The 22,949-nt window shown below is 42.9% G+C and carries 27 protein-coding genes and 2 riboswitches; of the genes, 7 read left to right on the forward strand and 20 right to left on the reverse strand.

Annotated features, from left to right (window positions below):
• Positions 1-14: 14 nt before the first annotated feature.
• Positions 15-1,115 (reverse strand): glycine cleavage system aminomethyltransferase GcvT, encoded by a 1,101-nt coding sequence (gene gcvT / locus B1A98_RS04840; protein WP_063385568.1) that lies wholly within the window; start codon positions 1,113-1,115, stop codon positions 15-17.
• 86 nt (positions 1,116-1,201) lie between these two features.
• A riboswitch (glycine riboswitch) is annotated at positions 1,202-1,281 on the reverse strand.
• Positions 1,282-1,284: 3 nt separating this feature from the next.
• Positions 1,285-1,374, reverse strand: a riboswitch (glycine riboswitch).
• Positions 1,375-1,532: 158 nt separating this feature from the next.
• Between gcvT and B1A98_RS04845 the strand changes: the two genes are divergently transcribed.
• Together B1A98_RS04845 and B1A98_RS04850 are read left to right on the forward strand one after the other, a co-directional pair.
• Positions 1,533-3,233, forward strand: coding sequence for a DEAD/DEAH box helicase (locus tag B1A98_RS04845; protein ID WP_041097206.1), 1,701 nt, complete (start codon positions 1,533-1,535; stop codon positions 3,231-3,233).
• The gene (locus B1A98_RS04850; RefSeq protein WP_063385567.1) at positions 3,205-3,978 is read left to right on the forward strand and encodes a YqhG family protein; all 774 of its coding nucleotides are present in this window, start codon (positions 3,205-3,207) and stop codon (positions 3,976-3,978) included. The genes B1A98_RS04845 and B1A98_RS04850 overlap by 29 nt, the downstream gene beginning before the upstream one ends.
• Positions 3,979-4,038: 60 nt before the next feature.
• Here B1A98_RS04850 and B1A98_RS04855 read toward each other — a convergent pair whose 3' ends face one another.
• From B1A98_RS04855 to comGA, 8 genes are read right to left on the reverse strand one after another with little or no spacing between them, the layout of a single operon-like run.
• Positions 4,039-4,209, reverse strand: coding sequence for a YqzE family protein (locus tag B1A98_RS04855; RefSeq protein WP_082821802.1), 171 nt, complete (start codon positions 4,207-4,209; stop codon positions 4,039-4,041).
• A gap of 60 nt (positions 4,210-4,269) precedes the next feature.
• The gene (locus B1A98_RS04860; protein ID WP_063385566.1) at positions 4,270-4,650 is read right to left on the reverse strand and encodes a hypothetical protein; all 381 of its coding nucleotides are present in this window, start codon (positions 4,648-4,650) and stop codon (positions 4,270-4,272) included.
• The gene (gene comGF / locus B1A98_RS04865) at positions 4,647-5,051 is read right to left on the reverse strand and encodes a competence type IV pilus minor pilin ComGF (RefSeq protein WP_063385565.1); all 405 of its coding nucleotides are present in this window, start codon (positions 5,049-5,051) and stop codon (positions 4,647-4,649) included. Before comGF ends, B1A98_RS04860 begins: the two co-directional genes overlap by 4 nt.
• A 10-nt stretch (positions 5,052-5,061) precedes the next feature.
• Complete coding sequence (locus B1A98_RS20180; RefSeq protein ID WP_041097214.1) at positions 5,062-5,370, reverse strand: type II secretion system protein; 309 nt, start codon at positions 5,368-5,370, stop codon at positions 5,062-5,064.
• Entirely contained in the window at positions 5,354-5,815 is a 462-nt protein-coding gene (gene comGD, locus B1A98_RS04870) for a competence type IV pilus minor pilin ComGD (RefSeq protein ID WP_063385564.1), read from the reverse strand. The genes B1A98_RS20180 and comGD overlap by 17 nt, the downstream gene beginning before the upstream one ends.
• A complete protein-coding gene (comGC, locus tag B1A98_RS04875) occupies positions 5,805-6,128 on the reverse strand; it encodes a competence type IV pilus major pilin ComGC (protein ID WP_041097219.1) in 324 nt (107 codons plus the stop codon). The genes comGD and comGC overlap by 11 nt, the downstream gene beginning before the upstream one ends.
• 18 nt (positions 6,129-6,146) lie before the next feature.
• A complete protein-coding gene (gene comGB / locus B1A98_RS04880; RefSeq protein WP_125474383.1) occupies positions 6,147-7,214 on the reverse strand; it encodes a competence type IV pilus assembly protein ComGB in 1,068 nt (355 codons plus the stop codon).
• The gene (comGA, locus tag B1A98_RS04885) at positions 7,141-8,226 is read right to left on the reverse strand and encodes a competence type IV pilus ATPase ComGA (protein ID WP_063385562.1); all 1,086 of its coding nucleotides are present in this window, start codon (positions 8,224-8,226) and stop codon (positions 7,141-7,143) included. Before comGA ends, comGB begins: the two co-directional genes overlap by 74 nt.
• Positions 8,227-8,531: 305 nt before the next feature.
• Between comGA and B1A98_RS04890 the strand changes: the two genes are divergently transcribed.
• Positions 8,532-8,774: a DUF2626 domain-containing protein gene (locus tag B1A98_RS04890; RefSeq protein WP_041097224.1), complete on the forward strand. Its 243-nt coding sequence runs from the start codon at positions 8,532-8,534 to the stop codon at positions 8,772-8,774.
• A 128-nt stretch (positions 8,775-8,902) separates the two neighbouring features.
• Here B1A98_RS04890 and B1A98_RS04895 read toward each other — a convergent pair whose 3' ends face one another.
• The gene (locus B1A98_RS04895; RefSeq protein WP_063385561.1) at positions 8,903-9,535 is read right to left on the reverse strand and encodes an MBL fold metallo-hydrolase; all 633 of its coding nucleotides are present in this window, start codon (positions 9,533-9,535) and stop codon (positions 8,903-8,905) included.
• A 189-nt stretch (positions 9,536-9,724) separates the two neighbouring features.
• Here B1A98_RS04895 and B1A98_RS04900 point away from each other — a divergent pair, with 189 nt between their 5' ends.
• On the forward strand, positions 9,725-9,898 hold the full coding sequence (locus B1A98_RS04900; RefSeq protein ID WP_041097228.1) for a DUF2759 domain-containing protein: 174 nt from the start codon (positions 9,725-9,727) through the stop codon (positions 9,896-9,898).
• A 118-nt stretch (positions 9,899-10,016) separates the two neighbouring features.
• Here B1A98_RS04900 and B1A98_RS04905 read toward each other — a convergent pair whose 3' ends face one another.
• The 5 genes from B1A98_RS04905 to rpmG form a co-directional block, all read right to left on the reverse strand.
• Positions 10,017-11,885 carry an LTA synthase family protein gene (locus tag B1A98_RS04905; RefSeq protein ID WP_063385560.1) on the reverse strand — a complete coding sequence of 623 codons (1,869 nt, stop codon included), beginning with the start codon at positions 11,883-11,885 and terminating at the stop codon, positions 10,017-10,019.
• 325 nt (positions 11,886-12,210) lie between these two features.
• Entirely contained in the window at positions 12,211-12,417 is a 207-nt protein-coding gene (locus B1A98_RS04910) for a YqgQ family protein (RefSeq protein ID WP_041098199.1), read from the reverse strand.
• A 71-nt stretch (positions 12,418-12,488) separates the two neighbouring features.
• Complete coding sequence (locus B1A98_RS04915; protein ID WP_063385559.1) at positions 12,489-13,661, reverse strand: rhomboid family intramembrane serine protease; 1,173 nt, start codon at positions 13,659-13,661, stop codon at positions 12,489-12,491.
• Between the two features lie 73 nt (positions 13,662-13,734).
• Positions 13,735-14,319 (reverse strand): 5-formyltetrahydrofolate cyclo-ligase, encoded by a 585-nt coding sequence (locus B1A98_RS04920; RefSeq protein ID WP_082821799.1) that lies wholly within the window; start codon positions 14,317-14,319, stop codon positions 13,735-13,737.
• Between the two features lie 121 nt (positions 14,320-14,440).
• Positions 14,441-14,590, reverse strand: a complete 150-nt coding sequence (rpmG, locus tag B1A98_RS04925) for a 50S ribosomal protein L33 (RefSeq protein ID WP_077247170.1) — start codon at positions 14,588-14,590, stop codon at positions 14,441-14,443.
• A gap of 213 nt (positions 14,591-14,803) precedes the next feature.
• On the opposite strand from rpmG, the gene B1A98_RS04930 reads away from it, so the two are divergent.
• Both B1A98_RS04930 and B1A98_RS04935 read left to right on the forward strand, forming a co-directional pair.
• Positions 14,804-15,181, forward strand: a complete 378-nt coding sequence (locus B1A98_RS04930) for a hypothetical protein (protein ID WP_063385557.1) — start codon at positions 14,804-14,806, stop codon at positions 15,179-15,181.
• Between the two features lie 4 nt (positions 15,182-15,185).
• Positions 15,186-15,668 carry an endolytic transglycosylase MltG gene (locus tag B1A98_RS04935; RefSeq protein WP_063385556.1) on the forward strand — a complete coding sequence of 161 codons (483 nt, stop codon included), beginning with the start codon at positions 15,186-15,188 and terminating at the stop codon, positions 15,666-15,668.
• A 306-nt stretch (positions 15,669-15,974) separates the two neighbouring features.
• Here B1A98_RS04935 and pstB read toward each other — a convergent pair whose 3' ends face one another.
• The 5 genes from pstB to B1A98_RS04960 all read right to left on the reverse strand — a co-directional run bounded on the left by pstB (position 15,975) and on the right by B1A98_RS04960 (position 22,003).
• A complete protein-coding gene (pstB, locus tag B1A98_RS04940; RefSeq protein WP_041097238.1) occupies positions 15,975-16,790 on the reverse strand; it encodes a phosphate ABC transporter ATP-binding protein PstB in 816 nt (271 codons plus the stop codon).
• A 34-nt stretch (positions 16,791-16,824) separates the two neighbouring features.
• Entirely contained in the window at positions 16,825-17,715 is an 891-nt protein-coding gene (gene pstA / locus B1A98_RS04945) for a phosphate ABC transporter permease PstA (RefSeq protein ID WP_082028132.1), read from the reverse strand.
• The gene (gene pstC, locus B1A98_RS04950) at positions 17,715-18,659 is read right to left on the reverse strand and encodes a phosphate ABC transporter permease subunit PstC (protein WP_041097240.1); all 945 of its coding nucleotides are present in this window, start codon (positions 18,657-18,659) and stop codon (positions 17,715-17,717) included. The genes pstA and pstC overlap by 1 nt, the downstream gene beginning before the upstream one ends.
• Before the next feature lie 77 nt (positions 18,660-18,736).
• On the reverse strand, positions 18,737-19,699 hold the full coding sequence (locus B1A98_RS04955) for a PstS family phosphate ABC transporter substrate-binding protein (protein ID WP_041097242.1): 963 nt from the start codon (positions 19,697-19,699) through the stop codon (positions 18,737-18,739).
• Between the two features lie 159 nt (positions 19,700-19,858).
• On the reverse strand, positions 19,859-22,003 hold the full coding sequence (locus B1A98_RS04960; protein WP_370511054.1) for a peptidoglycan D,D-transpeptidase FtsI family protein: 2,145 nt from the start codon (positions 22,001-22,003) through the stop codon (positions 19,859-19,861).
• A gap of 208 nt (positions 22,004-22,211) precedes the next feature.
• Between B1A98_RS04960 and B1A98_RS04965 the strand changes: the two genes are divergently transcribed.
• The gene (locus B1A98_RS04965) at positions 22,212-22,631 is read left to right on the forward strand and encodes a hypothetical protein (protein ID WP_063385555.1); all 420 of its coding nucleotides are present in this window, start codon (positions 22,212-22,214) and stop codon (positions 22,629-22,631) included.
• Positions 22,632-22,949: the final 318 nt, after the last annotated feature.

A 22,949-nucleotide genomic window follows, 5' to 3' on the forward strand; every position in this document is an offset into this window, starting at 1 on the left:
CCTTCCCTCTTCTCTTATTTTGAGCGTTTATAAAATGGCGGCTTTACAGTTTTAGCTGCAAGCTTTTTGCCGCGAATCTCTACGGACAGCTCCTGATCCGGCACAGCCCATTCAGCCTTCACCAAGGCAAGGCCAATGTTTTTCTTTAATGTTGGCGATTGTGTACCTGTTGTAATATGTCCAACTAATTCTTCACCTGAAAAAACAGGATAGCCATGGCGCGGAATGCCACGGTCGATCATCTCCAGGCCAATGAGCTTCCGCTGCGGGCCATGTTCTTTCTGCTCCTTTAGCACTTCCGAGCCGATAAAATCACCTTTGTTCAGCTTCACAGCAAAACCTAAGCCAGATTCAATAGGGGAAATATCTTCCGCCAATTCCTGTCCATATAATGCCAGATTCGCTTCAAAGCGCAACGTATCCCGTGCGCCAAGGCCGCAAGGAAGGAGACCTTCTTCCTTGCCTGCTTCTAAAAGGTCTTTCCATAGCTTAGGAGCCTCTTCACTCCGGCTATAAATTTCAAAACCATCCTCCCCCGTGTAGCCGGTGCGTGACACAAGGGCAGCTACACCATTCACCTGCACATGCTGACGGAATTTGAACGGCTTGATCTCAGCTAAATTCACATCTGCAACCAGCTTTTGCAAAATCTCTTCTGCTGCCGGTCCTTGAATGGCAAGCTGCGCCCAGTCTGTTGATACATTTTCAATATGGACGTTCTCTGTTTGATGCTCCTTTAGCCAAGCAAAGTCTTTATCTGTATTAGCGGCATTGACAACGAGCAAATAATCTTGCTCAGCCAGCATATAAACAAGCAAATCATCCACCGAGCCGCCTCTTTCATTACACATAATCGTATAGATTGCCTGATTGGGCTGCAGCTTTGACAAATCATTTGTCATCACTTTTTGCAGGAAAGACAGCGATTCCTTTCCTTTCACGATGATCTCTCCCATGTGGGAAACATCAAACAAGCCTGCTCTTGTACGAACCGCCTCATGTTCTTCCTTAATGCTCGAAAACTGAACAGGCAGCTCCCAGCCGCCAAAATCAATCGTTTTTGCTCCATGCAGCTGATACAGCTCAAATAGCGGCGTACGCTTTAATTCTCCCATTTTCTTGCCCCTTTCCTTGTCATTCTGATGGTTCAATTTGTTATTTTTCCATAAAAAAAGACAGAGAACAGCTTATACAAGTTGTTCTCTGTCCTTGAACCTGAAAGTTTAACCTGACGACCAGGCTGTCTTCTTTGGTGGTTTCCTCGGGAAACACTCTCCAGAGCCGCGTCCAGCAAGAGTTCTTTTGCCTGAGAGATTCACAAAAATTTGCTTGCTCCTTCGGCGCTGTATATACAGTCTCTCCCCTTACCTTCATTCGCTATATTTAATTGAGAAATGGGCATACTATGAACATATGATTAGCAAAAATCAATAATGTTCGTTTTTTTACAAAATGACACAATATTTTGTTCACTTACATCCTACCATTAAAGTTATGGTTTCGGCAACCTATTTTATAAAGGAGTTTTTCACATGAATGTAGATATTTATTTTGATCACGCCTGGGAAGAAGAATTAGAAAAAAGAATTGAACAGGACGGACCTTGGGGAAATTGGCCGCTTTTTCAATCGACTGTAAATATGGAAACACGAATGATGGTGCCGAATTTCGAAGGATTGTTAGCTCCTGGCTTTTTACCGGAGCTTAATCCTCTGCCGCATCAGCTTGAGGCAGCCAAGAGAGTCGTGGAAGAAATGAATGGAAAAGCAATTTTGGCCGACGAGGTTGGTCTTGGAAAAACAATTGAGGCCGGACTGGTATTAAAAGAATACTTGATCCGGGGCCTTGTCAAAAAAGTTTTAATCTTAACCCCTGCTTCTCTCGTTTCTCAATGGGCGAGTGAACTGGCTACCAAGTTTTATATTCCCGCTGTCGCCCAGAAAAAATTTTATGCTTGGGATCAGCACGACATTGTAATTTCTTCGATCGATACAGCAAAACGCAGCCCGCATAAAGAAAAAATTTACGAACAAGAATATGATTTAGTCATCATCGATGAAGCTCATAAATTAAAAAATCATAAAACTAAAAACTATCAGTTCGTTCGCCATTTAAAAAAGAAATTCTGCCTGCTTTTAACCGCGACTCCGATTCAGAATCGCTTGGATGAAATGTTTCATCTTGTTTCATTGCTAAAACCCGGCCACCTCGGAAACGAAGGACAGTTCACGGAGCGCTTTAAAAAAGGGGACCGCCAAGTGCAAAACCACCATCATTTAATCAAGCTGATGAATAAAGTCATGATTCGCAACCGCCGCCAGGATACCGGAGTGAAGTGGACAGAAAGAAAAGTAGAGTCAGTAAAAGTAGCGTTCACTGAGGAAGAGCGCTCGCTCTATCAGGCTCTCGAATCCTTTGTTCGCAGCCAGCCCGACGAGGTGCGTTCTTCTTTCTCCTTGCTCACGCTGCAGCGGGAAGCGTGCAGCAGCAAAGAAGCTGTTTTTTTCACGCTGAAAAACATGGCCCAAAAACTATATGGCAGCCAGTTGGAGTTTCCTCAGAGCTTTCAAGACGTTTTAACGCATATACAAGCGATCTCGCGCAATTCAAAAGCAGAGAAGGCGCTGGAACTTATTCAAACGATTAACGATAAAGTGATTATCTTCACTGAATACCGGGCTACACAGCTTTACCTGCAATGGTTTCTTAAACAAAACGGCATCTCTTCCGTTCCGTTTCGCGGCGGATTTAAGCGCGGGAAGAAAGATTGGATGAAACAGCTTTTTGAAAAGCATGCCCAAGTGTTAATTGCCACGGAAGCGGGCGGTGAAGGACTCAACTTGCAATTTTGCCATCACGTCATTAACTTTGATCTTCCATGGAACCCTATGCGCCTTGAGCAGCGAATCGGCCGTGTTCACCGATTTGGACAAACAAAAGACGTGCGAATTTATAATTTCAGCATTGCAGACACGATTGAAGATCGGATTTTGCAGCTTCTTTATGAAAAAATCCATTTATTCGAACAGGCTGTCGGCCAGCTGGATGCCATTTTAGAGAGAATGGATATTCCAAATATGCAAGAACACCTTACAGATATTTTCCAGCATTCAAGAACTGAAGGCGAGCTTCGGGTAAAAATGAAGAACCTTGAAGCAGTCATGGAACTAGCGAATGAATGGCAGGAAGAGGAGGATACATCGCATGAAAAACGAAATTCATCTATTTCTTGAAAATTATTTCAAAGCGGCAGAATGCACCTTTTTAGAATCTACAGAAGGCTCTCTTAGCGTTAAGCTGACACCCGAAATTGATAAAGAGCTGATGAACAGGCCCTTTTACTGGCATTATGCAGAAAAAACCGGCATGAAAGGCGAGCCGCTTTCCTTAACGCTTATAACAGATCCGACCAAAGCTCCTGGAGAGATTGAAGGGGAAAGCATTCATTTCGGCACTCCCCGGCTGCATCAAATCTTTCAGTCGGCCAAAGGGCATACAGGATTTATCCGGCTTTACGAACAAAGGAAATCAGGCAGCCGCCAGCCGCTTCATCCCTGGCTGCTCGTCAACATAAAGGTGTCTTATGAAGCAAACCATAAAAAAGATATCTTCTATTCACTCGGCCTCAGCTTAATTCACGGCGCGATTCAGGAAGAATTTATGAATGTGCTCAACCGGAAGCTGCTCGTATCAAAAATCCCGGATTTTTCGTTTACGATTACCCCTTTAATTAAGCCTAAAAGCGGGGTGAAACGGCTTCAGCGTTTTTTAATATCCCGGCTCGAACAAGAAAACCATGACTGGGCGGTAAAAGCTCGAAAAGAATGGGAAGAGGATCTTTTGCTGCTTGATTATTTTTATGAAGAAGAGGAAAAACCAGAAGCTTATTTTATTGAAAAAGCAGCCCTGGAGAAGCAGTATGCCCCCAAGATTCATGTCAGTATTATCAATGGAGGCATTGTTTATCTGCATTCTTGAATAAACGATAGGGGAAAAAAGATGGTTCACTCACAAAGCAAACAAAAAAGGCGCCAGCCCTCATCTTTTATGAAAGAGCTGGCGCAGCGCCCAAGGAAGCAGCCCGAACCACCGGAAAGAAAAGCCAGGGCGCTCTGCCTGTCTTTGGCGGCGTTTTTCTTTCCTTATCTGCTTCGGTTCATCGAAATAACCAAGAAATGCCTCCATAAAATATTTGATATACTCGTTCATGTCCACCGCCTCCTGCAGTCGGTGTCATTTTCTCCAACTTTCTTTCACTTTAAACGCATCTTATTCGATCCACTTAATAATTTGGCGTTCCGTCAAATGGTACACTACTTTCGTTGTGAAGAGAGTTTCCGGCTTATTGGTCTTTAAATGAATCACAACCGCTTCTTCCCCCTCATTCGGGGCAGCCGCATAAATAACCTCTCCCCGATCTGTCCGATAACTGCCCGAGACAGCCTCTCTACCTTCTAAAAGAGGAAGAATTTCTTGCAGAGCCATTAACTCGATCACTTTCGTTTCATAATAATCTGTTAACAGCAAAGCGGTTTGCTGCTTGCTCACAAAAATGCCGGTCCCAAATAAGGCTGCTGTGCACACGACCATAAAAAGCAGAAGCGTAAAGGGCAGCACTGCCCCATCTTCATTTGAAGCGAAGCCTTTCATATAGCCTCTCCCCGGTATAAATGCAGCTGCGCCTCTTCCTTTTCTCCGTTTTCAAAAGCCGCTTCTGCACATAATAACGAACCGCACGAATAAAAACGGATAGATACCACTTCCTGTAAAATAATTTCATGTCCCCTTCCCCCTACTCTTCTCCTCACTCCTTCTTGATATTTTTCAATGGAAACGAGGTCAGCCCCTTGGACAAAGATAATCCTTTCTTCTGTTATTTGCAGAGAGTGTGACAGGTGCATTTCTTTCCTGAGCTGTAAAATAAATAATTCCCACTCTGCTCTTCTTTCCGGATCAAGTTGTTCTTCTGTCCGATAAAGCGCTCCATACACCAGCGGAAAAAGCGCGGCAATGCTGATGAAGATCATGAGGACAAGCAACGATTCCACCATCGTGAATCCTTTATTGTTTGCGGATGCACGTCGCCCGCCCTGACACTTCAAAGCAGGCGGAGCCGCTGATTGTTTCCCAGGAAATTTCATAGCTTTGTCTCTCTCCTTCGTAAGCAACATAAAAATCTGCTCTTTCCTGCAGCCGCTTTCCGCTTTCTTCATATAAAAGCCTCATTCCTTTTTCGCGCTCCCACAGCGTTTTGGACTGGCCGGTCATTTGGACCATCAGCGGCAAGATAAAAGCAGCTATCATTGCCATAATCATTAAAGACAGCAGACTCTCTGCCAGAGTAAAACCTTTTTCATTGTTCTTTAACATAAAATCTCCCCTTACCAATTTGAAAAACCAGGGACAGGTACCGATCTCCATATTTAAAGTAGACAGTGCCGAAACTATTCGTATTGCCATTGGGCAAAAAAGACAGCTTCGCCAGTGAACCATCCATATATTGAATCGCATCGGGTATATTGCGTTGGACAAGAAAGGAAGAAGACGAAGCAAGTGTGCGGACCGTATAACGGTTCCCCCCGTAAGCAAACCTTACTTCGACGGTTTCCTGTTTGGCTATGGCGTAAGACTGGGCGAGAAAAAGATCTGCCCGCAGCTGGTTCAAGAATTGCCGTTTTTCAAACTCAGCTGCTCCCCTTGAAAATGAAAGTACAGTGATCGAAAGCACAACGAGCACAACCGCAAGAACAACCATTGTTTCAATCATTGTAAAGCCCTGTTCTTCCTTGATCGCTTTTTTCATTTTATTGAACAACCGACACTTCCCCATCTTCGCCAATTTTCAACTGTTCTCCGTTCGGACAAGCGGTTTCATCGTTTCTTAAATAGCCATCCTGTACCATTTCAGCAATTGAGGCCGGATATTTCTTTAAATCAATCCGGTAAGCCTGGACTTGTCCCTGCACCATATGTTTAAATGCCGTGCAGCCTTTATTGTTAATGTTCTTGCTCTGTTTAGCTACATTTGGAATAGCAATGAATAACAAGACGGAAATAACAAGCAGCACGATCATCATTTCAATCAACGTAAATCCTGATTCATTTTGTCGTACAAGCTTTCTTTTCACAAACTCACTCCTCCTTTTTTAAACGGAACCGATCATTTGAAACATCGGCAGCATAACCGACAAATAGATAGCAATGACTACAAGGCCGACAAACAAGAAAATAGCCGGCTGCAAAATAGACAGTCCTTTCTTGATTTTCTTCTCGAGAAGCGTCTCACAAAATTGGCTAAATAGCAGCAGTTCCTGTGCAAGCCGGCTGTTTGCCTCGCCATGCCGCATAATGCGCGGCAGTTGGGGGACAAAGCATGAAACCTGTTCGGCAGCTTCAGCCAAAGAATGCCCGGTTACTAAATAGCCATTTATCCCGGCCGCCACATGCTTCATCATCGGGTGCACGGTCTGTTCTTGCAAAATCAGCAATACTTCATTGACAGCAAAACCGCTTTCCAATAAATAAGACACTTCTTTAGCGAATAATCGGGTAAAAAACAAAGCAAAGAAAGTAGAGAGGACTGGAATTTTCATTAGCCGATTGATTTTTATTTGAGGAGTTTGCCGTTGGTAGTTGAAGAAATACGAAAGAGAAGCTGCTGCGCAGCCAGCAGCAGCTAGAAGAATCAGGGAGGGTCCTTTCTGCAGAAAAGCCATGAAAAGAAGCGTACTGCCCTCAGGAGAAAAATTGAGGGCCGCATAGAGGTCTTCCAGCCGGGGCATTAAAAAGTGCTTTAGCAAAAACAACAGCAAAAATAAAAGAAAAAGCAAAAAAAGCGGGTATTGAAGCAACTTAGTTAACTTTTCCTTCGCCTGCTCTGTTTTCTTCCAGTGCTCCCCAGCTTGTATGAGCGTTTCCGGCAGGCGGCCATGCTTTTCAGCAAAATACACTTGAAGGCAAATCATCGATGGGAAATCAAGCAAATGAAGAATCTCGTGCAGAGGTGTACCGGCGTTCAATTCAGCGCGAAGGGAGTGAATAGATTCACGATGATTGCGGTCAAAGTTGATTAACAAAAATTCAAGAGCCGCACTCATCGGGAACCCCTGCTTCAGCATCTCTCCCAGCCTTAAAATAAACTCACCTTGATATTTTCCTGCTCTTCTCTTCTTCAAATACCCAGCGATCATATTCGCTTTGAGAGAGATACCCAAGGGCAATCCCCTTTCCTAATAAATGTTTTAACAGCGGATAGCGATAGAAGCTCTTTTCTCCTTTTGCTTCATTTAATACCGCCTTTAAATTAGACCCGCTTAAGATTTCATAAATAGTCGCCTGTTTGCGCTGCTTCTCTGACAGACAGCGGGAAGAACAAGCTGCCCCGCACGCCGGACATAACAGATTGACAAGACGCTGGGCCGTTACGGCGATTAAGGTTTGCTCAATCTCATGCCACTTTAAGCCGAATTCCAGCAGGCGAATGACGGCTCCTTTGGCGTCACGCGTATGCAATGTCGTTAAAACCAGATGCCCTGTTAAGGCGGCTCGAATGGCTATCCTTGCCGTTTCTTCATCGCGGATTTCCCCGACCATAATCACATCGGGATCATGCCTTAAAATGGCTTTTAGCCCAGCTGAATAAGTGACACCGGCTTTTTCATTCACCTGCACTTGCAGCCATTGGTCATTTTGCTTTTCTACAGGATCTTCAAGTGTAATCACATTGCGGCCGTGCTGGCTGGCGGTATGCTGGATTAAGGAGTAAAGCGTGGTCGTTTTGCCGCTGCCCGTAGGACCGGTAAAAACAATTAATCCATGCGAATGCGACAGGAGGGCAAGCAGTTTTCTTGCCGAATGAGGAAACAAGGAAAGCTGAAGCAAATCCGGAACTCCTTGCTGCGGAAGAAGCCGGATGACAAGGCTTTCTTTTGAGAGGGCGGTAGGCAAAGTGGAAATGCGCAAAGAAATTAAACAACCTAAAACCTGAAGTTGAAACGAACCGCTTTGGGGCTTTCTCTTCTCCCCGATATCCATAGAAGCCATAAACTTAAAATGAGAGATGAGTCTCTCTCCTTCACGAACTGAAAATTGACTGTGGGGAATTAATTGGCTGTGGGAGCGAATGTGAACAGCGTAGCTATGCTTGCGGGGGATGAAGTGGATATCTGTCGAATCGAGGGAAAGAGCTTCTTGCAAAAGTTGTTCCACCGTTTCTTCAATTGCCATTGTTGTTGCTTTCACCACCTTTCTTTCCGGTTCACTTAGTTTTTATTCGACAATATAGAAGAAATTCCTTTTTCTTTTTTAACTTTTTTTGCTTCCTTCTGCTTATTAACCTCAGAAAAAACAAATGCTGCAGCCGCATAGCCAAATAACGGCCTTTTTCTTGAATATGCATAAAGAGGAGCGGCATGATATGATAGAGATATCACTTAATCGTCACAAAGTGTATGAAAGTTATATTTACAATACTAGCGCCATTCCATTATAATAAGATACTGATGGAGTGACGAATAAAGGAGGGATACATAATGGATCGCATGTTCCGCGTATTAGCATTCTGGACTGGAATCTTTGCTGTCATGTTCTATCTTGGCGACATGAATAAAACAGCGCTGCTATTCCTCGGCCAGACAGGATTCTTCTTAATTGTAGGCTTTTTAAACTTAACTGAACGTATGTACGTGTATCTTTTCGCAGCATACTTAACTGTATTCTTCTGTGGATACAGCTACTGGACTACCTTTATGGTAACTCCTGGAGCAGGCCATTAATCAATGGCACTGCCAGCCGGCCGCTATGGCCGGCTTTTTCATTGGGATGCCTTCCTTTTATTTAAGAATAAGCCAAAAAAGCTGTCTCTTCAGGTCTTCAGCCTATGCGAGAGACAGCTTTTCTATTTTTAGAAGCCGTTTAAAAATGGATTGCGCTCCATTTCGTCACCAATCATAGTGGCTGGACCATGGCCAGGCAGGACAATCGCTTCCTCCGGCAATGTCAACAAATGATTGTGAATGCTTTGAAGCAGCTGTTCGTGATTGCCTCCCGGTAAATCCGTCCGTCCGATACTTCCCATAAACAGCGTGTCGCCGGCAAATACCGCATTCCCCTCCTCAAAAAAATAAGAAATACTGCCGGGAGAATGTCCAGGTGTATGGAACAGCCGGAAAGAAAATTTTCCGATTGTCAACGATTCTTCCTCATCTAAGAGATGATCGGCTGGCTGGCCGCTGATTTCTCCAAACTGAAAACGGGCAGAGCCATTCAATGACGGATCTGTCAGCCATTCTGCTTCTTCTTTATGCAAGTAAACAGGAACGTTAAATGCCTGCCTTACCTGCTCGACTGCGCCAATATGATCAAAATGCGCATGCGTCAGCAAAACAGCCAGCGGCTGTAAGCGATTTTCGTTTAACCATTGAACCAGCTGCTCTCCTTCTGCTCCGGGATCAAATACGATGCATTCTCCGTCTTCGCCGGACAATATGTAGCAATTTGTTTGCAGCGGGCCTAACGGCAATTGCGTCCAATTCATTATTCCTTCTCCTGCCTTTCATTGTGACTATCATTATCGTACCAGCCAAACGTGTCTTTTTAAAGAACAATGATTTTTCAACTCGACAAACAATCAAAAAAACTATAGAATAGTGATGAATATGTACTGATTTTACATAATGATCTCTAAAGGATGATTATCGAGTGATCTAAGAAAGGAGTTTAGTTTATGAACGGCTTAGTAATTATCTTTGCCCTAGTAGCTCTTCTTGCCCTATTCAGCACAGTAAGCGCTTTGAAAAACAAAAATCTTTTGGGCATTATTTTCGGACTTGGCACGTTGGGAGTATTCGGATGGTTTACAGTTATGACTGTGATCCACCAAGGATACCCTGCCGGATAATTGACTTTCTTAACGGAATCCTTTGCTGCTCTTTTGCAGCAGAGGATTTTTTCTTTTACGCCGAATTCAACAGTAAGCAATAAAAAAACACCCCTGCCGCTTAACGGCAGGGATGTTTTTATTGCTTTTTGGCAGAATCCGGATCATAGAAGCGAAGCAAATCGCCATAAATAATTCGGTCTGAGTAATCAAGCTCTGTTGCCGCCTTTTCAATGTAAGGCGTGCAATAATTCTTTTCTGTCGGCTGTTCGGTCGCTTTGCTCCAGCATTTGTTGTCAGCATAGACATAATCTTTCGTTACGAACCGGCCATCGCGGAATACAGTAAAGTCTTCATGATCTTCAGACAACAAATCTTGTCCGAATTGCAAATCATCTTTTGTATTGATTCCGAGCAAGTGAAGAAGTGTTGGACGAACATCAATTTGTCCGCCTACCTTGTCGATCACTCTGCCTTTCACGCCAGGAACATGGATCATAAATGGCACCTTTTGCAGCTGAGTGGAAACGAACGGCGTAACTTCCTTGCCTAAATATTGGCTCATTGCTTCATTATGATTTTCTGAAATCCCATAATGGTCTCCGTAAAGAACGATGACGGAGTTTTCATACAGTCCGGAAGCTTTCAAGTCCGCCACGAACTTCTTTAACGCCTCATCTGTATAGCGCACGGTAACGAAATAACGGTTCAGCGTGCCGCTGTTGGAAGTAAATTCATCAATGAACTTGTCTTCCTCATCATAATAAAACGGATGATGGTTCGTTAAAGTAATCATTTTTGAATAAAACGGCTTCGGCATCTCTTTCATATGCTGGACAGATTGCTCGAAAAACGGAACATCTTTCATTCCCCAGTTGACACTGTTATCTTCATTGATATCATAATCCCCGGCTTCATAAAAGCGCTCGTAGCCTAAAGATTTATACATAATGTCCCGATTCCAGAAGCTCTTGTTGTTTGCATGCATAGAGTTAGAGAAATAGCCGTTTTCACTTAATTTTTCGGCCATAGAATTAAATTCATTGCCTGAATGAGTAAAGAAAACAGCTCCACGGCTAAGCGGGTAAAGCGAGTTTTCAGTCAGGAATTCCGCATCAGATGTTTTCCCTTGGCCCGTTTGGTGGTAAAAGTTGTTAAAGTACAAGCTTTCCTTAGCAAACTGGTTCATAAACGGCGTAATTTCCTGGCCGTTCACTTTATTATTCATCACGAATTCCTGAGTAGACTCCACAGAAACCATAATCAAATTCTTGCCTTTCGCCACGCCGAACAAATCATCATTTGGCGTCGCATAATTGGCGTCTGAATAGTTTTCAATATCCGCCAGTTCGCTGCCATCGGCAAGCGCACGCTGTGCAGACGACTTCGATTGCAAAATCACATCATAAATATGATAGTTAAATGTTCCAATGTTCTTCACAAGCATCTCGCGGTCAAATGTTCTCGTTAAAAGCTGCGGGCGTTCAATTTCAGAAAGGCCCAAATTTAAAAAGAACATCGCAGCAGCAGCCAAAAAGTAAGCGCGACGATTCATTTTAGTCATGGAACCGAAGTTTACAAGCTTTGGCTTCACCTTTAAGATCACCACGAGCACAATCAAGTCGATAAAATAGAAAATGTCATACCATTTAAATTCTTCCGTGACACTATTGCCCAGATCCGCAAAGTTGCTTGTCTGAAATAAAAGCGGCATCGTAATAAAGTCATTGAAAAAACGGTAGAACACTACGTTTGCATAAAGCAGGAAAGTAAGCAAGAAACTTGCACTAATTAAATAACGGTTTCTAGCTTTTTCACTCTTAAAGAACATACTAATCCCCATAATGAGCATAATAAAGCTCAATGGGTTGATAAAGAGTATAAATGCCTGCAATGTATTTTCGATTTCCATTTTAAAGCTCGTTTGATAGATAATATACGTTTTCATCCATAAGAACAAAACGACAACAGCGATTAAAGATACATTGTTGCGTAAGGTTCCTTTCATTCAATAACCTCCTTAATACACACCGTACCGATCACTCTGTATAAAAAAACCGTTCACTGTAAAAACATCATAGCTAATCTTAATACTTTTTTTACAAAAAAGCAAACGAGAGAAAACAGAGATTTTGTAGAATAATAGTTTAGACTCCCCCTTTTCTTCCTCTTTATCATACGATTCACAAAAGAAAAAAGTTCCATTTTTTTAAGTTTTGGACAATAAAAAAGGAACCGGCTTTAAACGGCTCCTGAAGGCAGGGGAAAGCCCTGCTTTTTTATTGAATCAGCGATTCCAGCATGGAAGCTGCCGATTTCCCCCATCGCCGCTGTTAGCAGCCCCTCTTTTCCCTTTCCAGCCTGTGCTCCTGCCGGACAATGAGCAGCGCCTGCTGAAAATCCTTTATATCAAGCAGCTTCGAATCATATAGATCTTTCAATTCCGCTTCCATCAGCTCTAAATCGGCCAGACGGTCGCCGACATATACAAAAATACCATACCGCTTTAAAAGCTGCTGTACATCCCACATCGTCTTCAACTTGTTCAACAGCTCCTTTATTATGTTTTGTCGAATTATCTGTTGCTTTTTTTGCTGCCGGGCATGGCTCGCTATACGGAAAATCCGATATAAAGACCGCCCATCGTTAATAAAAGCGCCGCTGCAAGAAAGGCGAGCTGCATCAAAGGTTTTGTCTTAGCGGGAACATGAACAGCGCCTGCGGCTAAAAATCCGCCGATCAAACCGCCAATGTGCCCGGCATTATCAATTCCCGGCATGGAAAAACCAAATACCAGGTTTATCACGATCAACACAATGATATTCATGCCCATGGTCCGGAAAAACAAGCGCGGATAAATCACCCCAAAGTAAAGCAAGGCGCCAAAACAGCCAAAGATTGCCCCGCTTGCTCCAGCTGACAGGCTAGGGCTTATAACGAAGCTGGCTAACGTTCCCGCGAACCCGGCAAATAAATAAATGAACAAAAACCGAAAGCGGCCATATATTTTTTCTACGGCTGTTCCAAGAAAGTATAAAGCAAAAGTATTCATGAGCAAATGCAAAAAACCGATATGCAAAAAAACTGGGGTAATAAAGCGCCACCATTCTCCTTCAAGAATAAGCGGATTATATTTTGCTCCAAAATAGATAAGCGTTGCTGAGTTTGTGCTGCCGCCGCTCAATTCCAGCAGAAAAAATACAATGATTTGAACGGCAATAAATAAGTAGGAAAAGAACGGAGCCGAAGCATGAAACACCTTCTTTTCTTCTTCGCTCTTTTTGACTGAATGAACGAGAGCAGCTCTTCGGTAAGCAGCGGTCTCTTCCTCAGACCCAGGTTCAAAAAAAGCCGCCTCCAAATCCCCTGGAAATAAGCCGCTCAATGATTTTGCCGCTTCATGCTTATGTCCCTCGGAAAACAAGATAGAGGTCACTTTCGTCCGTCCTCCCTTAGGGAAATAGGCCGGCTCTTTTAAATAAGTTTCATATGCATCAACTGGCGGATAGGGGGACAAGTATAAGTTGACGACCGTTAATTCCCGCTTGCCCAACTGTTTGCGAATGCTTTCTCCGACAGTGAGCACTCTTTCGATATCCCGGCGCATTTTGCTGCTCCAGTCCAATTCGCTGTATACCATTCGAATGATCTGCGCTGGCTTATTAGATAAGTTTTCAAACAAAATCTCCTGATAATTCTCTTCCATCCGGACAATTCGATAATCCTGCTCCACGATCAGAAAATACGCCAGCTTCCAAAACAAGTTGTTTTCATAAGAACCCATTTCACCACTGCCTTTATTCGTTTTCTTATTACAGTAACTATAACGAATAGAAAAAGTGAATGCAAAGCGCAGACTACGACTGTGTACTTGCCGATTCGCAAACAATTACTTCTTGTTCTGTGATAATCCGCTGAACAGGCAGGTCATGAGGCTCTGTAGGCAATTCAGCGATCAGCTGCTCTGAAAAGGCAAGCGCAGCTGTTCTTCCGCTATAGCCCGTTAAAAAACGGTCATAATAGCCGCCTCCGAAGCCGAGCCGGCCGCCTGAACGGCTGAAAGCCAGGCCCGGAACAAGAATCAGATCCATCTGCGAGCGGTCCACCGGGGGTGTGCTCTCGAGCCGAGGCTCGTACAAGCCGAAATAAACCTTCTCTAATTCGGTAAACGAGGACAGCAGCTGGAAGGTTAGTTTCTTTTCAGCCGGCAGGCATTTTGGCACCGCCATCTCTTTCCCCTCAAGCCAGCCTTGGCGGATAATCTGCCATGTGTCCACTTCCGGAACATTCGATACAGTCACCGCGACTGTCCTTGCTTCTTTCCATTCTTTCAAAGAAAACAGCTGGCGGGCAATTTGAAAAGAGTGCTGCTCATAGGACAGCTTATTTAGCGTGGACAGCTTTTCTTTTATTTGCTGCCTGACAATTTGTTTATTTACCAAGAGACAGCCTCCTTCTTTTACCTGTTTATGTATCAGCCCTATTCGTGCCTACCCTGCTGGGGATAGCTTTCTGGGCGTCATTATACGCACAAAAAAACAGCAGGAAATAAATCCCCGCTGCTTACTTTGTTTCACGGTGTGCAGTAACACGTTTTTCTCTAGAGCAATATTTTTTCAGTTCAAGACGATCTGGATTGTTACGCTTGTTTTTAGTAGAGATATAATTACGATCACCGCACTCAGTGCATGCTAAAGTGATATTTACGCGCATCTTTTTTTCCCTCCAAACTTTTCAATACATTTGTATCTTCTTTACGACTTTTCTATAATAGCACTTTTCTTGTACAAATGCTAGTCCGACTTTGCTATTCGGCAGTTGAATCAAAAATTCTTTTTTAACAGCCGAAAAGATAGCCAGCACCGCAAAGAACTAGTTTGAATGCCCCCTCAATCACGTTATAATAAACAATGAGGTGAATAAGAAATGAATGGACTAATCATTGGGCTGGCTGCGGCAGGCATTGTTTTCTTTCTGCTGTCCTTCTTCGTTAAAGATCGCTCCCGCCTGCTGGAAAAAGAAGTAGAAGACTTGTCCTTGCAGTTTTTGCAAGAGACTTATCAGTTAAAGAAAAAAATTAAAGTTCTGGAAGAAGAGTTGTTAATCGGGCCTCCCGTCACCTCTTTGCAGAAAACAGCCGCCGCTGGCGAAACGGCAGCCGGCGTCAACGAAATACTGAAGAATCAGGTAATCTCCCTTTATTATCAAGGAGTAAAACTTGAAGATATCGCCAGACAATCGTCTCTTTCTCTTTCACAGGTCCGGCAAATTTTAACTCCCTATCTAAATGAAGGAAAAGGATGATAGCATGAATCAGCAAACAATGAGAGCCTTTGCGTTTGGTCTTCTGGCCGCTGCACTCGCCCTCTTTATTTACACCCAAGCGACCGGCTTTTCCTCGTTGTCTGAAACGGCGATGATTAAGCAGCTGGAAAAAGAACAGTATGTGGTGCTGACGTCTGCACAAGCGGCAAAGCAAAAGCAAGAAAATGAAAAGCTGCAGCAGAAACTCAGCCAATTAACTGCCGAGAACGGCAAGCAGGCGCCGCAACGAACGAAAGAAAAAACAAGCGCAAAGAAGAAAAAATCGTATACTTTGCATATCAAATCAGGCATGTCTTCCTCTGAGGCCGGACAGCTCCTTGAAAAAGCAGGAATCATCGAAGACAGCCAAGCATTTAATGATTACTTAACAGAAAACGGCTATGCGGAAAAGCTCCAATTGGGTGAGCATACCGTTCACCAGTCGATGTCCATGAAGGAAATCGCTGTCGTTCTAACAACGAAGTAAAGAGGCCGCCTTTTAAAGGGCGGCCTTTTTTGTTTTGCTTGTGGAGGAAAATGGTTGATTGCCATTTCAGAGGCTTCGCTTTCCGCAGACAAACATCAGGTCTTGTTCCTTTACATGACTAATGATGAAGAAGGCAGCCTTACATAATAGAGAGAAAGCAACCAGCAGAGCATTCCGAGAAAGGAAGAGGCTCTCGGACAATCATTCTATTCAGCGAGGTTTCCCATTCTCTCTAAGTTCTTGACACCCCTTAAAAAGCAGAAAAGGTTCGGAAAGAGCTCTTTCCGAACCTTTTTGATGGCCGATTTAGCCAAATCGGCCTGTAATGTAATCTTCCGTGCGATGATCTTTGGGATGATTAAAGATGGTATACGTATCATCGTACTCCACCACTTCTCCATTAAGGAAGAAAGCTGTTTTATCGGAGATTCGCGAAGCCTGCTGCATGTTATGCGTCACAATAATGATGGAGTATTTTTCTTTCAGCTCTTGAATCAGCTCTTCTACTTTTAACGTTGATACCGGGTCCAAGGCCGAAGTCGGCTCATCCATTAACAGCACATCCGGCTCCAGCGCGAGGCTGCGGGCAATACAAAGACGCTGCTGCTGTCCGCCGGATAACCCGTAAGCAGATTCGTGCAGTCTGTCTTTTACTTCGTCCCAGATCGCTGCCTGGCGCAAGCTCTTCTCCACCGTTTCATGAATGAGCTGTTTATTTTTGATGCCATGAATTCTTAAACCAAAAGCAATGTTCTCAAAAATTGACTTTGGAAAAGGATTTGGCTTCTGAAACACCATACCCACTCTCGTACGCAGTTCTTCTACATGAAAGTCCTTGCTGAAAATATTTCTTCCCCGGTATTCAATCACTCCAGCTGTTTTTACATTTGGAACAAGATCGACCATGCGGTTTAGCGTCTTGATATAAGTAGATTTCCCGCAGCCTGAAGGACCGATGATAGCTGTTACTTCTCTTTCTTTCATATCCAGATTAATATTCTTCAAAGCATGGTGATTCCCATACCAAAGATTGCAGTTCTTTGTGCTGTACACGGTTTGGCGTTCAACAAGCGGCTGTTCATTTATTTTTTTCGTTTTTGTTTTTAAGGCGACTATTCCCATTTTATTTCCTCCTCGTTTGCTTTCAGTTGTCCACTCAGTATTTATTCTCGTAACGGTTGCGAATCCATACAGCCACCGAATTCATTAAAATTAATATGATAAGCAAGACGATAATTCCGGCGGCAGCAAGAAAATGAAACTCCTCCTGCGGTCTGCTCGTCCAGTTGTAAATTTGCATCGGCAAGGCCGTAAATTGATCAAACACACTTTTAGGCAAAAAAGCGACGAATGCCGGGATGCCGATGACCACTAGCGGAGCTGTCTCCCCGATAGCACGGGAGAAAGCGAGAATGCTTCCCGTTAATATGCCGGCTAAAGCAGAAGGCAGCACAACACGCAAAATCGTTTGCCACTTTGTAGCTCCGAGCCCATAGGACGCTTCCCGCAACTCTTTCGGAACCGCCCGAATGGCTTCTTGAGAAGCAACGATAATAACAGGAAGAATCAGCAGGCTCATCGTTAGTCCTGCGGCCAGGACACTATTGCCGAGAAAAAGGACGCGAACGAAAAGAGTTAACCCCAACAAACCAAAAACTACTGAGGGAACACCAGCCAGATTAGAAATATTCATTTGGATAAAGCGGGTCATTCGGTTTTTCCCCGCGTATTCTTCCAGATAAATAGCCGTTCCTACCCCTAACAGCAACGAAACAGGAACAACGACCGACATCATCCACAGCGTACCGATCATGGCTGCTTTAATTCCCGCCTGCTCCGGGCGTCTTGACGCAAAATTTTGCAAGAAATCAAGCGATAGATGCGAAGCACCCTGCGAGAAAATTCTGGCAAGCAGCACGACTAAAAGAATAAAAGTGAAAAAAGAAGCGAGAAAAAAGAGTCCTTTATATAGTTTATTTTTTAACAAACGGCCGGGAATTTTACCGATCATCTCGTCTGTATGAATTTTTTTGTGAACGTTCTCCATTAATACTCCTCCCTGAACCTTCTGGAGATTTTCTGTGCCAATATGTTCATAGCAAGTGTGAACAAGAACAGTGTAAAACCGACGGCATAAATACTGTAGTAAATCGTTGTGCCGAAGCCCACATCGCCCGTGCTCACTTGAACAATGTAAGAAGTCATGGTCTGCAGAGAAGTGGTTAAATCCAACGAAGCAGACGGTGTCGATCCGCCGGCAATGGAAACAATCATTGTCTCACCAATTGCGCGGGAGAGTGCGAGCACAATAGAAGCAATGATCCCAGACAAGGCCGCTGGAAAGGCAACCCGCCAGGTCATTTCCCACTTAGTCGCTCCTAGCGCTAGCGCACCTTGGCGCACCGAGTCAGGCACAGAAGACAGAGCATCCTCTGAAAGCGATACGATCATCGGAATGATCATCATTCCAACAACAACTCCCGGGCTGATGGCGTTGAACATTTCCAATGAAGGAAACACTGCCCGAAGTATGGGAGTAACAAACGTTAAAGCAAAGAATCCGTAAACGATCGTTGGCACCCCTGCTAACACTTCCAATATCGGCTTCATGACTTTCCGCACCTTCTCGGAAGCATATTCACTCAAATAGATAGCTACGGCCAAGCCGATCGGAACAGCTGTTAAAGCCGCAATTAAAGTAATTTTTAATGTACCGATGAATAAAGGCAAAATCCCATATGAAGCATCTGTTTTTGAAAATGGATACCAAACTTTGGCCGTTAAAAACTCTGCTAACGGCACTTGTTTAAAGAAGGTAAATGTCTCAACAATTAAAGTAAGTACAATTCCGATCGTTGTAACAACGGAGACAGCCGCCATTAGAAAAAGGATCACCGGGATGGCTTTTTCTCCCTTTCCTAAAAAACCGTTCTTATTTTTTTTGTCAAGCAGGCGTTGGACCGGGCTCTTTTGCTCCTCGTTCGCTTTCAAAACGAAAACTCCTTTCAACCTTGGACAAGCGGGTAGATCGTCTCTATCCCGCTTGCGCCTGTAGATCTGTTCTCAAATTATTTTTTTAAACCTTCGAGCGTTTTTAATGCTTTTTCATATTCTTCTTCTGGAAGTTTCACATAACCGACTTCTTCGGATAACGTGCCGGCATTCTCAAGCGTAAACTTCAGGTAATCATAAACTGCTTCATCTTCTGCCACAGCTTTGTTGGCTGCATAAGTGAATAATGGTCTTGATAATGGCGCATACTCGCCGCTTTTAATTGTTTCATTTGTCGGCTCAACGGCACCTTTTCCACCGTCAATTGGCACAACTTTTAGTTTGTCTTTGTTTTCAAGGTAATAAGCATAGCCGAAATAACCGATTCCGTTCTTCTCTCCTGTTACACCTTGCACGAGGACATTGTCATCTTCAGAAAGAACAGCGGCTTTGTCGATTTGCGCACCGTCAAGGATCACTTCATCAAAGTAATCATAGGTGCCTGAATCTGTTCCCGGAGAATACAGCTTAATTTCTTTATCAGGCCAGCCTTTGCGAATATCAGACCATTTCTTTGCTTTGCCGTTATCTACCCAAATCTTTTTTAATTCATCAACAGTCAGGCTGTCCACCCAGTCATTATCTTTATTAACGACGACCGACAGACCGTCATAAGCTAATTTGAATTCAGTAAAATCTATCCCTTTCTCTTCCAAAGATGCTTTTTCTTCATCTTTGATCGGGCGGGACGCGTTGCTCATTTGTGTTTCACCAGCAATGAACTTTTCGAATCCGCCGCCTGTTCCGGAGTAGCCGACTGTTACTTTAACATCAGGCTTTTCCATCATGTATTCTTCAGAAACAGCTTCCATAATCGGAAAAACAGTAGAGGAGCCGTCGATTTGAATGTTTCCTTGCATTTGTTTATTTTCTTCTGCTGATTGTTCAGCCTTTCCTTCACCGTTCGTGCTGCCGCATGCACCCAGCACTAATGCGGTGCTCATCATTGCTAAACCAGTCAACACTTTTATCTTTTTCATTCTGTTCTCCCCCTGCTAACTTGTCAGTTTTTATTGTTCTTTACAATAAACAGATTAACGGAGAACTATTAAACAGGTTTTAATAGAATGTAAACGTTTTGTAAATGACAATTTTTTTATATAAAAACACCCGATTTTTTTGAAATCGGGTGTTTTTGGCTACTGCTCTTCTTTATTTTCTTTCTCATCTTTTTCTTTCTCGTCTTTGAATACTATTTCTTGTTCCAAGGACACATCAGACGTTTCTTCCTTCATTCTTTCTGATTTTAATTCAAAATACTTATCAAGAACTTTTTTGCCAATCGTTTTATTTATTTTAGAGCTCCCTTTACCTTCATATACCCATGGAACAACAACGGAAAAAGCTACTTCTGGATTATCATAAGGTGCGTAACCCACAAGCGTTAAATTCCATGTCATAGGCAACTGTTGACCATTTTTTAAAAATTGTTCACCCTTTGGTCCATCGTATACCCCTTCTGCTGTCCCTGTTTTTCCAGCAGGGCTGTATGGTGTGCCAGCAAAATTTTTAGCGGTGCCTTGTGAACCGTTCATCACTAGTCGAAAGCCTTCTTGTACACTTTTTATCTCAGCTGGTGTAGCATCTAATCGATTTAATACTTTCGGCTGTATCTCCTGCACGACAGGACCAATTTTATTGTTTTCCTTAGCAGGCTCCCGAATCTCTTTCACAATATGAGGCTCCATCCGATAGCCGCCATTCGCAATAGTTGAGACATACTGAGTTAACTGAAGCGGTGTATATGTGTCAAACTGACCAATGGAAAGGTCAAGAAGTTTTCCTGGTTCTCCTAGGTTGATTTTCCCCTGAAAGCCTACTTGTTCATTTGGCAAATCAATGCCTGTAGAGACCCCAAGGCCAAATTGACCGAAGTATCGGCGCATTGTTGAAAAACCATCCTCTAAGTTAATCTTCAAACTTGAGTTTGGAATATATTTGCCGCCGGCAATTTCAATCGCTGTTTTAAACATGTATACGTTGGAAGAGCGCATTAATGCTGTTCTATCATTCACTGCAACCCGCCCATGCCTATTAAAGACCGAACTCTTTGTTTTCCTGGTTCCTTTAAATTTTAAAGGCTCATCAATAAGAGTATCTCCTGGATTATTTACACCTGTCATAAACCCAGTTAATACCGTCGCTCCTTTGACAGCGGATCCCATTGCATAGGAAGTTGTCAGATTTCCAAGCGCAAAGTCCAGAACCTCCGTCTTGCCGTCATTTGTTTCAATCTTTTTTCCTGACATCGCAAGAATTTCTCCTGTGTTAGGATCCATCATTGTCACAAATGCACGGTCGAGAAGATGGCGGCCATAACCCGCTTTCTCTCTCTTCAACTCTTCCTCAACAATTTGATCTACCGCCCGCTGAAGTTCCATATCGATTGTCAACATCAAGTCATTTCCGCGCTGACCTTGGCGAATTACTTGAGAATCCAATATGTTTCCGGACTTATCCGTTACATTCTTTACTTTTGTTTTCTGGCCGCGAAGCATATCTTCATATTGGTACTCAATATAGCTTTTACCTACGCGATCATTTCGGCTATACCCTCTTAATGTGTAATAATCAACCATTTCTTTAGGCAAGCCTTCTTTTGAAGAAGAGATGTTACCAATTACAGTCTTTAATGTATTGTCATATACATAAGCTCGCTCCCAATCTGTCGTTGTATTCACGCCAGGCAGGGAAGCCAGGTTTTCACTGACAACAGCATATTCTTCTTCTGTAACATTTTTATTTTTAACAATTTGCGGAGTCATCGCATAACCTGACGTAAACTCACGATAAATAGCCAATATTTCTAGGTCCTTTGGCTTCAATTCTTTCAAATCAGCTTCCGTAATACGGTCGATTTGCATTTGATAAATGGTCTTCTCGTCAATTTCATTTTCTTTGTACTTCTCCCATTCTCCCTCCGTAATTTTTTTCTTTCCTTCTTTCGGATGTTTCATTAACCAAAAGTCTTTTTTATCACGTTCAGTCACTTGATCGGTTTCTTTATCGATCAGCTTCGCCAATTTTTCTGCTGTTTCCAGCATTTCTTCTTGTGAAGCCCCTTTTTTGCGCGTATACGTAATTGCATTTTGCGGAAGGTTATCTACAACGACTCTGCCATCTCGATCAAAAATCTTCCCTCTTGGCACACTTGCATTCACTGTTACGTCTTCTGTCCGCTCAATTTTTCTTTGATAATCTTCTCCCTGGACAATTTGTACAATCCCCAGCCTGAAAATTAATAGAGAAAAAAGCAAAAAGACAACGAAGAACATCATGTTCATTCGCAAAGAGACATGTGTCTTCTTTTTTTTCCTTGTCTTTTTCACCTGTTCACAACCCTCTCTAAATCATTCTTTTTTCTATTCTTCATTTTAACGAAGTTTATTTATTTTTTCTACTAATATAAGAACCAACAGAAAAAGTAAATACTTTAATTTACAATATAAAACTTTTATTGTAAAATAAGGAAAATAAAAGGAGGTTGTAAGTGTGAAAAAAATTAAAATGATTATACTTTCTTCATTAGTTATGATTGGCAGCATCGTGGCTATTTCTCCTACTAATGAAGCAGAGGCTTCTATGTCTGGCTGGCAAACTATTTCTGGCTCATGTAAGGTTAGAGTTTGGACAGACGCAGACACCTATACTTCTAGAGCTACTTCCGTTGATACATATGCTGAAACTAATGGCAAGTGTAGTACACTCAACTATAAAATGTACATTAGCGCATACGCCGCTGGAGGCTCTGGTCAAATATCTCCGACTAAATCCGGTAGTTTTAAAACTAAAACACCAACAAAGAAGTTCTATTTTAGCCAAATGGATAACGTACAGAGACCTATGACTTGTGAAGTAAACGTTGAATTTTCAAACGGTAAATTTGCTTCTAAAACATTTACTTTAAAATAATTTGATGTAGGTAAGTGAAGAATCACTAAGAGTATAAAGGATTTTGTGTAAATAAGAAAATAATAAAAACGTCCTTTTTATGGAATAGAGCCAATATAACCCATTCAAAAAAAGAAGCTATCCTTAAGGATAAGTTTACAATCTTTATTATCAAGTCTCTGATAAAAACAATGTATGATGGAAACAGGCTTCTGCTTGGCCGCAATAATCCATAAATTGTTAGATGAAGAGTGAACCGCCCCCCAATTGTTAGACACAGCTAACAATTGGGGGGCAATTTTCATAATAAAAGTCTGAGCAAGGTGAATATTTAAAACA

This window comes from Pseudobacillus badius, from assembly GCF_002189605.1.
Taxonomy (GTDB): domain Bacteria; phylum Bacillota; class Bacilli; order Bacillales; family Domibacillaceae; genus Pseudobacillus; species Pseudobacillus badius.

What these genes read in the sequence shown, in the direction of transcription:
- gcvT (WP_063385568.1), bottom strand. Translation starts at nt 1,115, where the DNA reads ATGGGAGAATTAAAGCGTACGCCGCTATTTGAGCTGTATCAGCTGCAT.
- B1A98_RS04845 (WP_041097206.1), top strand. Translation starts at nt 1,533, where the DNA reads ATGAATGTAGATATTTATTTTGATCACGCCTGGGAAGAAGAATTAGAA.
- B1A98_RS04850 (WP_063385567.1), top strand. Translation starts at nt 3,205, where the DNA reads ATGAAAAACGAAATTCATCTATTTCTTGAAAATTATTTCAAAGCGGCA.
- B1A98_RS04855 (WP_082821802.1), bottom strand. Translation starts at nt 4,209, where the DNA reads ATGAACGAGTATATCAAATATTTTATGGAGGCATTTCTTGGTTATTTC.
- B1A98_RS04860 (WP_063385566.1), bottom strand. Translation starts at nt 4,650, where the DNA reads ATGAAAGGCTTCGCTTCAAATGAAGATGGGGCAGTGCTGCCCTTTACG.
- comGF (WP_063385565.1), bottom strand. Translation starts at nt 5,051, where the DNA reads ATGGTGGAATCGTTGCTTGTCCTCATGATCTTCATCAGCATTGCCGCG.
- B1A98_RS20180 (WP_041097214.1), bottom strand. Translation starts at nt 5,370, where the DNA reads ATGTTAAAGAACAATGAAAAAGGTTTTACTCTGGCAGAGAGTCTGCTG.
- comGA (WP_063385562.1), bottom strand. Translation starts at nt 8,226, where the DNA reads ATGGCAATTGAAGAAACGGTGGAACAACTTTTGCAAGAAGCTCTTTCC.
- B1A98_RS04890 (WP_041097224.1), top strand. Translation starts at nt 8,532, where the DNA reads ATGGATCGCATGTTCCGCGTATTAGCATTCTGGACTGGAATCTTTGCT.
- B1A98_RS04895 (WP_063385561.1), bottom strand. Translation starts at nt 9,535, where the DNA reads ATGAATTGGACGCAATTGCCGTTAGGCCCGCTGCAAACAAATTGCTAC.
- B1A98_RS04900 (WP_041097228.1), top strand. Translation starts at nt 9,725, where the DNA reads ATGAACGGCTTAGTAATTATCTTTGCCCTAGTAGCTCTTCTTGCCCTA.
- B1A98_RS04905 (WP_063385560.1), bottom strand. Translation starts at nt 11,885, where the DNA reads ATGAAAGGAACCTTACGCAACAATGTATCTTTAATCGCTGTTGTCGTT.
- B1A98_RS04915 (WP_063385559.1), bottom strand. Translation starts at nt 13,661, where the DNA reads ATGGGTTCTTATGAAAACAACTTGTTTTGGAAGCTGGCGTATTTTCTG.
- rpmG (WP_077247170.1), bottom strand. Translation starts at nt 14,590, where the DNA reads ATGCGCGTAAATATCACTTTAGCATGCACTGAGTGCGGTGATCGTAAT.
- B1A98_RS04930 (WP_063385557.1), top strand. Translation starts at nt 14,804, where the DNA reads ATGAATGGACTAATCATTGGGCTGGCTGCGGCAGGCATTGTTTTCTTT.
- B1A98_RS04935 (WP_063385556.1), top strand. Translation starts at nt 15,186, where the DNA reads ATGAATCAGCAAACAATGAGAGCCTTTGCGTTTGGTCTTCTGGCCGCT.
- pstB (WP_041097238.1), bottom strand. Translation starts at nt 16,790, where the DNA reads ATGGGAATAGTCGCCTTAAAAACAAAAACGAAAAAAATAAATGAACAG.
- pstA (WP_082028132.1), bottom strand. Translation starts at nt 17,715, where the DNA reads ATGGAGAACGTTCACAAAAAAATTCATACAGACGAGATGATCGGTAAA.
- B1A98_RS04955 (WP_041097242.1), bottom strand. Translation starts at nt 19,699, where the DNA reads ATGAAAAAGATAAAAGTGTTGACTGGTTTAGCAATGATGAGCACCGCA.
- B1A98_RS04960 (WP_370511054.1), bottom strand. Translation starts at nt 22,003, where the DNA reads ATGAACATGATGTTCTTCGTTGTCTTTTTGCTTTTTTCTCTATTAATT.